Raw genomic sequence first — 13,203 nt, 5'->3', positions numbered from 1 at the left:
CTTTAATTTGTATTTAAAATTAATAAAGCTAATTGCTATTATATTTTAAACATTTTATAAGTCTATATGAATAGTAGAATTATGAATTCTGTAAACACTTGTAAAAAGGAACAGTTTTGTGAATTAATTACAAGAAATATATTAATATCAGCCACTTATTTTCATTATAACAGAATATAAACTTTATTAATCAGAGTCTTTAATTTCCAATTCTTAGTCTATCAAACAAAAAATGCCCTGGTAAAAAACCAGGGCATTCTTATTTTATTGTAAGAAAAAAATCTTAAGCTTGTACGTTGTTTCCTCCTAATACGAAAGGCTCAACTTCTTTGATTTCTCCAAACTGCTGCTCGTAGTTAGCGATGTTCTGTTGAAGAGCATTTAATACTCTTTTAGCGTGAAGTGGAGCAAGAATAACTCTTGATCTTACTTTAGCCTGCTGAACACCTGGCATCAACTGAATAAAGTCTACTACAAATTCAGATGGAGAGTGGTTTACTAAAGCTAGGTTAGCATAGATACCAGCAGCTACCATTTCGTTTAATTCGATGTTGATGTTTCCGTCTTGTGGATTTTGATTGTTGTCCATTGTTATAAATTATGTTTTTAAAATTCGAAATTTGAGATTGTGAAAATATAAAAATAATTTCAAATCCCAAATTTCAAATCATTAATTTTAGTTAAGGTCTTCGAATTCTTTCTTAGAACCTACGATAACATTCTGATATTCTTTAAGACCTGTACCTGCAGGAATTCTGTGTCCTACAATTACATTTTCTTTAAGACCGTTAAGATCATCAATCTTACCAGCAACTGCTGCTTCGTTAAGTACTTTAGTTGTTTCCTGGAACGATGCTGCAGACATGAACGATTTCGTTTGAAGTGCCGCTCTTGTAATACCTTGTAATACAGGAGTTGCTGTAGCAGGAAGAGCTTCTCTTACTTCTACTAACGCTAAATCTTCACGCTTCAACTTAGAGTTTTCATCTCTTAATTCTCTTGCAGTAATCATCTGACCTGGCTTGAATTCTTTAGAATCACCAGCTTCTACTACTACTTTAAGACCGAATACTCTGTTGTTTTCTTCAAGGAAGTCATACTTGTGCTCAAGAGCTCCTTCAAGGAATTGAGTATCACCTCCATCCACGATAGATACTTTTGTCATCATCTGTCTTACGATGATTTCGAAGTGCTTGTCGTCGATTTTTACCCCCTGTAGACGGTAAACTTCCTGGATCTCGTTTACTAAGTATTCCTGAACAGCTGTTGGACCTTTAATTCTTAAGATATCGTCTGGAGTGATTGAACCGTCAGAAAGTGGCGAACCAGCTCTCACGAAGTCATTCTCCTGTACTAAGATCTGGTTAGATAATTTAACTAAGTAAATTTTTCTTTCTCCAGTTTTAGCCTCAACGATCAATTCACGGTTACCTCTCTTAATTTTTCCGTAAGAAACTACCCCGTCGATTTCAGTAACAACCGCTGGGTTTGAAGGGTTTCTTGCTTCGAATAATTCGGTAACTCTCGGAAGACCTCCGGTGATATCCCCTGCTTTTGCAGATTTTCTTGGGATCTTGATTAGGACTTTACCAGCCTTAATTTTCTCACCATCGTTTACCATTAAGTGGGCTCCTACCGGTAAGTTGTAAGCTTTTTGCTCAACTCCTTTAGAGTCTACCACTTTCAGGGTAGGTACGGCTTTCTTATTTCTAGATTCAGAGATTACTTTCTCTTCGAATCCTGTCTGTTCGTCAATTTCAAGTTGGAATGAAATACCCTGGATGATATCCTCGTATTCTACCTTACCTGAAGTTTCAGCAATGATAACCGCGTTATACGGATCCCATCTACAGATTGTATCTCCTTTCTTCACTTTATCACCTGGTTTCACAGATAAGATAGATCCGTAAGGTACGTTAGCTACCATTAATGGAGTTCTAGATTCATTATCAGCAACTAATCTGAATTCTGTTGAACGAGAAACTACAACCTCAGCTGTATTACCGTTTTCATCTTCAGAAGTAATAGTTCTTACTTCGTCCATTTCTACGATACCATCTCTTCTTGCAACAATAGATGGGTTTTCTGATACGTTACCTGCAGTACCCCCTTGGTGGAAGGTTCTCAGCGTAAGCTGAGTACCTGGTTCCCCAATTGACTGTGCTGCAATTACACCTACCGCTTCACCCATATGGATCACTTTACCTGTTGCTAAGTTTCTACCGTAACATTTCGCACAGATACCTTTTTTAGCTTCACAAGTAAGTGGAGAACGAACTTCAACAGCTTCTAAACCTGCTTCTTCAATTCTCTTAGCTAATTCTTCAATGATTACCTGATCTGCACTAGCAATTAGCTCATCAGATTCAGGATCATAAATATTATGAAGAGATACTCTACCTAAGATTCTTTCAGAGATTCTTTCAACGATCTCGTCATTTTTCTTAAGTGCAGTAACTTCTGTTCCTCTTAGAGTTCCACAGTCATCTTCTGTAACGATAACGTCCTGTGCAACGTCTACCAATCTTCTGGTTAGGTAACCAGCATCGGCAGTTTTAAGAGCGGTATCCGCAAGACCCTTACGAGCACCGTGGGTAGAGATAAAGTATTCTAAGATGGAAAGACCTTCCTTAAAGTTTGCAAGGATCGGGTTTTCGATGATCTCCGCACCGGTAGAACCAGCTTTTTGCGGTTTCGCCATCAAACCTCTCATCCCTGATAACTGACGGATCTGTTCCTTAGAACCCCTCGCTCCAGAATCAAGCATCATGTATACAGAGTTGAAACCACCTTGGTCAGTTTTCATTCTGCTCATGATCATTTCAGTTAATCCAGCGTTGGTATTAGTCCAAACGTCGATTACCTGGTTATAACGTTCTGTATCGGTAATTAGACCCATGTTATAGTTAGCTCTAATTTCGTCTACAGTTTCAATTGAAGTAGCAATCATCTGCTTTTTCTCCACAGGAACTACGATATCTCCAAGAGAGAATGATAGACCTCCTTTGAATGCGTTTGAATACCCTAGATCTTTCATGGCATCCAAGAACTTCACCGTTGTAGGGAAGTCTGTATCAGCAAGGATCTTACCGATAACGTTTCTCAATGATTTCTTAGTAAGAAGTTCATTGATATATCCTACCTGCTTAGGTACAATTTGGTTGAATAAGATTCTACCTACAGAAGTTTCGATCAATCTTGTTACGATTACACCGTCTTCTTTGATTGGTAGTCTACATCTTACCTTAGCATTTAATGAAACTCTACCTTCTGCATAAGCGATTTCCGCTTCTTCAGGAGAATAGAAAGCAAGACCTTCACCTTTTACTTTCATATCTTCAGTAGAACTTAATTCTTTAGTCATGAAATAAAGACCAAGAACCATGTCCTGAGAAGGTACTGTAATTGGAGAACCGTTTGCCGGGTTCAAGATGTTTTGAGAACCTAACATCAATAACTGAGCTTCAAGGATCGCTTCTGGTCCTAACGGTAAGTGTACCGCCATCTGGTCACCATCGAAATCGGCGTTGAAGGCCGTAGTTACTAACGGGTGTAGCTGGATAGCTTTACCTTCGATCATCTTAGGTTGGAAAGCCTGAATACCAAGTCTGTGAAGAGTAGGTGCTCTGTTCAATAGAACAGGGTGACCTTTCATCACGTTTTCTAGGATATCATAAACTACTGGTTCTTTTCTATCGATAATTCTCTTCGCAGATTTTACTGTTTTTACAATACCTCTCTCGATTAGTTTTCTAATGATGAATGGTTTGTAAAGTTCAGCTGCCATATCTTTAGGAATACCACATTCGTGAAGCTGTAAGTTTGGACCTACAACAATTACCGAACGTGCAGAGTAGTCAACCCTTTTCCCTAGTAAGTTCTGACGGAAACGACCTTGCTTACCTTTCAATGAATCAGAAAGTGATTTCAATGGTCTGTTTGATTCAGATTTTACTGCAGAAGATTTTCTTGTGTTATCGAATAATGAATCTACTGATTCCTGAAGCATACGCTTCTCGTTTCTCAAGATTACTTCAGGAGCTTTAATCTCCAATAATCTCTTCAAACGGTTATTTCTGATAATAACTCTTCTATAAAGGTCATTTAAGTCAGAAGTTGCGAAACGTCCTCCATCCAATGGAACTAATGGTCTTAGTTCTGGTGGAATAACTGGAAGCACACGCATAATCATCCACTCTGGTCTGTTGATCATTCTTGTATTAGCACCTCTTAATGCTTCTACAACGTTCAATCTCTTAAGAGCTTCAGTTCTTCTTTGCTTAGATCCTTCATTGTGAGCTTTGTGTCTCAAGTCGAAAGACAATGCATCAAGATCAATTCTCTTTAACAATTCTTCAACAGCTTCAGCACCCATTTTAGCGATGAATTTGTTTGGATCAGAATCATCAAGATATTGGTTCTCGATTGGAAGAGTTTCCATGATATCAAGGTACTCTTCTTCTGTAAGGAATTCCATGTTCTCGAAATCAGAACCGTCTAATTTCTTAGCAATACCTTGTTGAATCACTACATATCTTTCATAGTAGATGATCATATCTAATTTCTTAGAAGGAATTCCAAGAAGGTATCCGATTTTGTTTGGTAAAGAACGGAAATACCAGATGTGCGCAATTGGAACTACAAGGTTGATGTGCCCGATTCTCTCTCTTCTTACTTTTTTCTCAGTAACTTCTACTCCACAACGGTCACAAACGATCCCTTTGTAACGAATTCTCTTGTATTTACCACAAGCACATTCGTAATCCTTTACAGGACCAAAGATTTTCTCACAGAATAACCCGTCTCTTTCAGGCTTGTGAGTTCTGTAGTTAATTGTTTCCGGCTTTAAAACTTCCCCTCTTGAGTCTTGTAAAATAGACTCCGGTGAAGCTAAACCGATGGTTATTTTATTAAATCTACTTGATTTATTTTTATTTGACATAATTTTTTTTAGATTTTAGATTTCAGATTTCAGATTTCAGACGAAATCATCATTCCAAATTCAAGGATTATAAAATTCTTAGAGTGTCATAGTCTGACATCTTGTGTCTGACATCTGATATCTTACTCCTCTAATCTTACGTCTAATCCAAGACCTTGTAACTCGTGAAGTAATACGTTGAATGATTCTGGAATACCTGGTTCAGGCATAGATTCACCTTTTGCAATTGCTTCATAAGTTTTTGCTCTACCAATCACGTCATCCGACTTCACAGTAAGGATCTCTCTAAGGATGTTAGATGCACCGAATGCCTCAAGTGCCCAAACCTCCATCTCTCCGAATCTCTGACCACCGAACTGAGCTTTACCTCCTAACGGCTGCTGAGTAATCAATGAGTAAGGACCAATAGAACGTGCGTGCATCTTATCATCAACCATGTGTCCTAGTTTCAGCATGTAGATAACACCCACTGTAGCTGCCTGTGTAAATCTTTCTCCGGTACCACCATCATAAAGGTGAGTGTGACCGAATTTAGGAAGACCTGCTTTCTCAGTGTACTCAGTAATCTGATCAAGAGTTGCTCCATCGAAGATCGGTGTAGCGAACTTCATTCCTAATTTCTGACCAGCCCATCCAAGAACTGTTTCATAAATCTGTCCGATGTTCATACGAGAAGGTACCCCTAGTGGATTCAATACGATATCTACTGGTGTTCCGTCTTCCAGGAATGGCATATCTTCTTCACGAACGATTCTTGATACGATACCTTTGTTACCGTGACGTCCTGCCATTTTATCCCCTACATTCAGTTTACGTTTCTTAGCGATGTAAACTTTAGCCAACTTCATGATACCTGCTGGAAGCTCATCTCCGATTGAAATTGCGAATTTCTCACGGTTTTTAACCCCCTGGATGTCGTTATATTTGATTTTGTAATTGTGAATCAATTGTTTGATCAATTCATTCTTGTCAGCGTCTACTGTCCAGTCTGAACCGCTAACGTTTACATAATCTTCTACTGAAGTTAATAACTTGTGAGTAAACTTCACCCCTTTACCGATGATTTCTTCGTCAAGGTCATTTTGTACCCCTTGAGAAGTTTTACCGCTTACCAGTGTATTTAATTTTTCAATTAAAGTGTTTCTCAACTCGTCAAACTTAGCCTTGTAAGTGTTTTCAATCTCTTCAAGCTTAAGTTTTTCTTCAGTTCTTTTCTTTTTGTCTTTAATGTTTCTAGAGAACAATTTCTTGTTGATAACAACTCCTCTTAATGAAGAGTCAGCTTTCAATGATGCATCTTTTACATCACCAGCTTTATCACCGAAGATTGCTCTAAGAAGTTTTTCTTCAGGAGTCGGGTCAGATTCACCTTTTGGAGTAATTTTACCAATCATGATATCTCCAGGCTTCACTTCAGCACCGATTCTGATCATACCGTTCTCGTCAAGATCTTTAGTAGCTTCTTCAGATACGTTTGGAATATCAGCAGTAAGTTCTTCCATACCTAATTTAGTATCACGAACTTCTAACGAATATTCATCTACGTGGATTGAAGTAAACCAGTCTTCACGTACAACTTTTTCGTTGATTACGATCGCATCCTCGAAGTTGTACCCTTTCCAAGGCATGAACGCTACTACCAAGTTTCTACCAAGAGCTAATTCTCCTTTTTCAGTAGCATAACCGTCGCAAAGTACCTGTCCTTTTTCCACTACATCACCTACTCTTACGTTTGGTCTTAGGGTAATAGTTGTACTCTGGTTAGTTTTTCTAAACTTAGTAAGGTTATATGTTTTAGTAGCAGACTCGAATTGTACTAAATCTTCGTCTTCGCTTCTTTCGTATTTAATAACGATTCTGTCAGCATCTACGTACTCTACAGTACCTGTACCTTCAGCGTTAATTAAGATTCTTGAATCTCTTGCAACTTGCTGCTCAAGCCCTGTACCTACAACTGGAGCCTGTGGCTTCAATAAAGGAACGGCCTGACGCATCATGTTAGATCCCATCAATGCACGGTTCGCATCATCATGCTCCAAGAATGGAATTAGAGAAGCGGAAATACCAGAGATCTGGTTAGGTGCAACGTCGATAAGGTTAACCTGAGCTGGCTCAACTACCGGGTAGTCACCATCTAGTCTTGCAATAATTCTGTCTGTTAAGAAATCACCATTATCACTCAATTCAACGTTTGCCTGAGCAATTACTTTGTCTTCTTCGTCTTCTGCATTCAGATAAATAGGATCAGCGTTAAGATTAATCTTACCATCTTCTACTTTTCTATATGGAGTTTCGATGAAACCAAGGTTGTTGATTTTTGCATAAATACCTAAAGATGAAATCAAACCGATGTTTGGTCCTTCCGGAGTTTCAATCGGGCAAATTCTTCCGTAGTGAGTATGGTGAACGTCACGAACCTCGAAACCTGCTCTTTCTCTTGATAAACCACCAGGCCCTAGTGCAGATAATCTTCTCTTGTGAGTGATCTCTGATAGAGGGTTGGTTTGGTCCATGAACTGAGATAGCTGGTTGGTACCGAAGAATGAGTTAATAACAGATGTTAAAGTTTTAGCATTTACAAGGTCAAGTGGAGTAAAGATTTCGTTATCTCTAACGTTCATTCTCTCCTTGATTGTTCTTGCAATTCTTGAAAGACCTACTCCGAACTGTCCTGCTAATTGCTCACCAACAGTTTTAATTCTTCTGTTTGATAAGTGGTCAATATCATCAACCTCAGCTTTAGAGTTTACAAGCTCGATTAAGTGTCTTACGATTGCAATAATATCTTCTTTTGTAAGAACTTCAGTGGTAGTTGGAATGTTAAGACCTAACTTTTTGTTTAGTCTGTAACGTCCTACTTCACCTAAAGAGTATCTCTGCTCAGAGAAGAATAATTTTTCAATAATTCCTCTTGCAGTTTCTTCATCTGGTGGATCTGCGTTTCTTAACTGACGATAGATGTACTCTACTGCTTCTTTCTCAGAGTTCGTAGGGTCTTTTTGTAATGTATTCTGGATGATAGAGAATTCATTGCTGTTTTCTTTGTGAATCAAGATTGATTTCACACCCGCATCCAAGATAAGATCTAAGTGTTCTTTTTCAAGGATCGTTTCTCTATCTAAGATGATTTCGTTTCTTTCGATAGAAACTACTTCACCTGTATCTTCGTCTACGAAGTCTTCGAACCAAGTGTTCAATACTCTCGCAGCCAATGTTCTCCCTTCCACTTTTTTAAGGGCAGCTTTAGAAACTTTCACTTCTTCAGCAAGGTCGAAGATCTGAAGGATATCCTTATCAGATTCGTAACCGATAGCTCTTAATAAAGTTGTTAATGGTAACTTTTTCTTACGGTCGATATACGCGTACATTACGCTGTTGATATCTGTTGTAAATTCCATCCAAGATCCTTTGAAAGGGATAATTCTTGAATAGTAAAGTTTGGTTCCGTTAGCGTGGTAAGTCTGTCCGAAGAATACACCCGGAGATCTGTGTAACTGAGTTACGATTACACGCTCTGCTCCATTGATAATGAATGAACCAGAAGGAGTCATATAAGGAACCGGACCTAAATATACATCCTGAACCACTGTTTGGAAATCTTCATGTTCCGGGTCAGTACAGTACAGTTTAAGTCTTGCTTTTAGAGGAACTGAATAAGTAAGTCCTCTTTCCACACACTCATCGATTGAATAACGTGGAGAATCTACCAGATAGTCTAAGAATTCTAATACGAATTGGTTTCTTGAATCCGTAATTGGGAAATTCTCTTGGAAAGTCTTGTAAAGAGCTTCTGTCTTTCTGGCTTCAGGAAGTGTATCAAGCTGGAAAAATTCTCTGAAAGACTCGATTTGGATGTCCAAGAAGTCTGGAGTTACAATTTTTCCTTTCGCTGATGAGAAATTAATTCTCGGATTTCCTTGAGTTGTTGATTTTGTTTTACTCATAAAACTTTTAAGAAAGGGTTAAAAAATATTTTGATTCATTTAAAAATATCAGAAAAGGGCAAGAAACAAGGTAAAAGTAAAAGGTAAAAGTGTTTTTGGCGCTCACGAAGGACCTTAGAGTCTTTTAACTTTGCACTTGGCTCTTTCTAACTGCAACACTGGTATATCTTTTCACAGCGTAATGCAAAATATTTTTCTTACTTTTGAGACGGTATTACCCGTAATATCTATAAACACAAAATCCCCTTCATGCTATTACACAATGAAAGAGTTGATTTTCAGTATTTTATAAATTTACAAACAATTTTTCGCGCCAAAAGAGGTGCAAAGTTACAAAAAGTTATCCACAATAACAAATAAATCATCTCATTTTTAAGCTGTTAAAATAAAAAAGGCTGCCACAAACGGGCAGCCTTCACCTTATTATGAAGCTATAAGTTTATTTCACAATAACCTTATAAGATTTCACTGTTGATTTAGTTTCTACATTAATAATATAAATTCCTGTAGGCAACGCAGAGGTATCAATACCTGTACGTGCAGAGAATTTACCAGACTTCACAACCTTTCCTTCTGCAGAGAATAAAGTATAAGTTCCTTCTTCAGCCGATGTAACCATAAGGCTTTCTCCAGCTTTTACAGGGTTAGGATAGATCTTTATATCATTTGCAGTCTCTCTTATTTCTGAAGTTCCGTTCATTTTTGAAGAACTATTCAAGCCATTTTTAAGCAATGAAGCATACGGAGAAAGCGGAGAATTTGGAGCTCCTCTTTTTACAAGATCTGTATCTACTACAGCCTGAATACCATCCTTATCACTATCATTAATTGTAGAGATAAATCCTCCACCTAATGTATCAAGGTTACCTTTCCCTATCTGATAGAGATCAAAGTCTGAACCATTCGAAGTAATATCAAGGAAGTCAGGTAAATTATCTCCATCTGTATTTTTGATTGGATATTTCAACGTGCCAGAGTCTGGGTACGTTTCCAAAATATCAGCTAACCCATTTTTCCCAACTGCAACACCACTATCAATAATACCATTATGATCTGCATCAATCTGATTAATTACAGAGATTGGAATACCCGATTCAAACAGATCTAAAATTCCATCATTGTCAGAATCAAGATCACGATAATTTGGAATAGCATCTCCCAAAATAGGAGTAATCAAGATATCTCCTTCCAAGTCATCATCTTCAAATTTTGTGTTTTTATCAAAATCTTCTATAGAATCTGGAATACCATCATTATCTGAATCAAAATCACATGCATCAACAATTCCATCTCCATCTGTATCCAATGTTGGCGACTTATCATTCACTACCGTACATCCTTCTGCACAATCAGGAATACCATTTCCATTATTGTCTATACTATCATCACCATTAGGGCAACGGTCGAAACAATTCGGAACACCATCATTATCATCATCTTTACTAGCAAACGCATTATAGATATAATAGCTCTGAGGAAAACGAACAGCCGTACCACTGTTGAAAGTAATCTTCATTCTGTTAAAAGGCTTTGTAGCTTTTCCACCTACATAAAATTTATTAGAATTGGTGGTAAAGAAATTTCCACTGATAAGGCTTCCAGAGCTTGTAAAGGTATCTGTTACAGAATTTCCGTTATACAATGTTACCGTAATATTTTCGAGCACACTTACTCCCAAAAGGTTTCCAGCCTTTTCTACAGTGAATCCAGCCATTGTGTTAGCAGGAAGCGTACTATTGCTGCTTACTGTAGCAAATGCCGAGAAAATACTGAAAAGAGAAGCAGCAGGAACTGTTGCTGTTGCATAATTAGATGGATTGTTATCCACAATGGCTTCCGGGCTTGTCATTTTAGCCAAAATAAGCCCCAAGAACCCAGGTCCTGATGTCCAGCTTGATCCTGTAACTAAATTTCCAGGAACTGCTGAGCCGCTGGTTTGAATTTTATCATCACATTCACAAGAGATCGGCTCCTCAAAAGCATAATACACTTTAAGCGCTCCAAGATTGAATCCTACTGTCTGAGTAATTTTTAATCTCACTTCATTGAAAGGCTTAGAAGTTGTTAAAGTCACTTTTTGTTTCCCTGAACCATATCCAAGAACTTTAATATTAATCAAACCTCCACCATCTGAAAGTTGTTTAGAATCCTGAAGCTGTCCGAACAAGTACGTTTCAATAGTAATATTTTTTAAGAACTCAGCACTTAATAATTTTCCCTGATCATCAGGTTCAATGACAAATCCGGTTCTGTTTCCTGCAGGATATATCTGGTTCTTATCCAAAACTCCTACTGAATAAGATCCTAACAATCCTATAGGAAGAACAATTTTCCCGAAAGAGTTTTTATTCCCGTCTCCGATATTCTCTTTATTCTGAACATAGGAAAGCGGAGCAAGGAAACTGCTGCCTCCAGATACATTACCATCTACACCACTTCCTGCAATGATATCATCACAAATTCCATTATTATCTACCGGTACTCTGGCAGGATCAAATGCAAATGCATAATACACATTCATTGCACTAAATACGGAAAGGACATTAGTTTGATATAATCTTACTTCATTAAATTCTTTAGAAGTCTTAAAGTGTAAGAATATCCTATTCTTGCTCCCTCCGAATGCCGGTACTGATAAAAGTGTACTACTTGTTGTTGTCTCCTGAAGCACTCCATTTTTATATGTACTGATTCTTAAAGAGCTTAAAAGATCAATCGTAATAAAGCTTGTTCCAAGATCTACATTAAATCCTGTAATATATCCTGCCGGATAATTGGTATTGTTATTTTTCACAGAAATTCCGTTTCCACTTATTAAAGAGGCGAAATTCCCCATATTCACACTATTATCCAGATTAGCATCCACTACCGGATTCATACTTCCGTTATAACATGCAAGGCAAATCCCAGAGTTATTTACAGGCTTTGCTTCTACTCCCATCCCTCGGATAGGCTCGTAACCCTGTTGGGCAAAAACTACAGCAGACATTATCAATGTCATAAGAGCTGCAGTTAATTTCTCGAATAATTTTTTGGTCATTTTTTTATTGTATAAAGTTTGTGTTTATTTAAATTAGTATAAAGCTTTCCATGCTGTACCATTACATCCTTCATGTACTTTGGCAGTAGAGTTATAACGGATCGCGCCTTCTTCTTTACTGGAGCAGGTAGTTCCTGACGTAGCGATACCTTTCAGCTGAAGAGCAGCTCCTGTTGCAGTATCAGCTGTTGGGATCATATTAATTCCTAGAATTGTATCCGTTCCGTTCGTTACATTAAAAAATACATGTGATTTATTAGCATATACTGATTGTCCAGAAGCTGCTGTTCCTGAAAAACCGATAGCCATAGCCTGCCCACCAGTCGCTGAACTCGCAGAACCTACTGCAATACTGTTTAAATCTACTGTATTGCCACTCCCTATAGCAATGCCTCCTTTGTTGTTATGTAGATTACCTAATGTAAGCCCTGCTGTCCCTGTAACAGTATTAGAATTTCCAAATACGAGATGATTGGCTCCTGATGCACTGTTAGAGTTTCCAATTATTTTAGCACCACTCGTCGCTGAGTTATTAGCACCAATGGCAACTGATGGAAAATTAGCATTGATAGCAGTTGCTGTATTATTTCTTCCCATTGCAACATTGGAAGAGGTGGAATTGGTTGTATTATTTGATCCCCATGAGAAAGCCGCATAGGCCCCGGTTGCATTGTTAGAATTCCCACCTTGCAGTGTTCCGTTTACATCAAGTATTGCTTTTACATTTTTTTGTGTAGCCAATACCAGATTCTGCCCATCACTTGTTCCCAAATAGTTTCCAGCAGAAATATCTGTTCCCAACGTTGAAGAAGTAGCTGTTGTACCACTGTTCCCTACGGTACGCCAATCTGCATTTAGATTCCCCCATTTTATACCGTCAAAATAATAATAACCAGGTACAATAACATCTACAGTTTGCCCCGTAGGAGCTGTTTCAGCAGAAGTAACATATACTATCGCTCCGGTTTGAGCAGTCGTATAATTCTTTGCTTTCAGCTGTACTCCTGTAAGTCTTGGAGCGATAACCCCATCAAGTTTATTAGCATCTGATGGAAAACCCATCACATCAAGACTAGCCTGGGGCTGTCCTGTATTGATCCCAACCTGTGCAGACAAAGAAAATCCGACAGATAAAAGTGCTAGTGTGAATAATTTGCTTTTCATTCTTAGTGATATTTGTTGTTTTTTTTGTGTTTGTTTTTATAAAAATGGACAATCCGATGGCTATTTCATTTAAAATGATAAATGAAACGAGTTAAAAAACTATTTAGAATCGG

The 13,203-nt window shown here is 37.9% G+C and carries 5 protein-coding genes; all 5 read right to left on the bottom strand.

Going from position 1 to position 13,203, the window contains the following annotated elements; translation table 11 throughout:
• Window positions 1-283 precede the first annotated feature (283 nt).
• Complete coding sequence (locus tag H5J24_RS01125; RefSeq protein WP_002976436.1) at window positions 284-589, bottom strand: DUF3467 domain-containing protein; 306 nt, start codon at window positions 587-589, stop codon at window positions 284-286.
• A gap of 87 nt (window positions 590-676) precedes the next feature.
• Complete coding sequence (gene rpoC, locus H5J24_RS01120; protein WP_068944768.1) at window positions 677-4,942, bottom strand: DNA-directed RNA polymerase subunit beta'; 4,266 nt, start codon at window positions 4,940-4,942, stop codon at window positions 677-679.
• Window positions 4,943-5,064: 122 nt separating this feature from the next.
• Complete coding sequence (rpoB, locus tag H5J24_RS01115) at window positions 5,065-8,886, bottom strand: DNA-directed RNA polymerase subunit beta (protein WP_068944769.1); 3,822 nt, start codon at window positions 8,884-8,886, stop codon at window positions 5,065-5,067.
• 439 nt (window positions 8,887-9,325) lie between these two features.
• Window positions 9,326-11,926, bottom strand: a complete 2,601-nt coding sequence (locus H5J24_RS01110) for a T9SS type A sorting domain-containing protein (protein ID WP_068944770.1) — start codon at window positions 11,924-11,926, stop codon at window positions 9,326-9,328.
• Between the two features lie 33 nt (window positions 11,927-11,959).
• Window positions 11,960-13,090 carry a hypothetical protein gene (locus tag H5J24_RS01105; protein ID WP_068944771.1) on the bottom strand — a complete coding sequence of 377 codons (1,131 nt, stop codon included), beginning with the start codon at window positions 13,088-13,090 and terminating at the stop codon, window positions 11,960-11,962.
• Window positions 13,091-13,203: the final 113 nt, after the last annotated feature.

The organism is Chryseobacterium capnotolerans (assembly GCF_021278965.1).
In the GTDB taxonomy this organism is placed as follows: domain Bacteria; phylum Bacteroidota; class Bacteroidia; order Flavobacteriales; family Weeksellaceae; genus Chryseobacterium; species Chryseobacterium capnotolerans.
This window is presented reverse-complemented; position numbering and strand designations above follow the sequence as displayed.

What these genes read in the sequence shown, in the direction of transcription:
- H5J24_RS01125 (WP_002976436.1), bottom strand. Translation starts at nt 589, where the DNA reads ATGGACAACAATCAAAATCCACAAGACGGAAACATCAACATCGAATTA.
- H5J24_RS01110 (WP_068944770.1), bottom strand. Translation starts at nt 11,926, where the DNA reads ATGACCAAAAAATTATTCGAGAAATTAACTGCAGCTCTTATGACATTG.
- rpoC (WP_068944768.1), bottom strand. Translation starts at nt 4,942, where the DNA reads ATGTCAAATAAAAATAAATCAAGTAGATTTAATAAAATAACCATCGGT.
- rpoB (WP_068944769.1), bottom strand. Translation starts at nt 8,886, where the DNA reads ATGAGTAAAACAAAATCAACAACTCAAGGAAATCCGAGAATTAATTTC.
- H5J24_RS01105 (WP_068944771.1), bottom strand. Translation starts at nt 13,090, where the DNA reads ATGAAAAGCAAATTATTCACACTAGCACTTTTATCTGTCGGATTTTCT.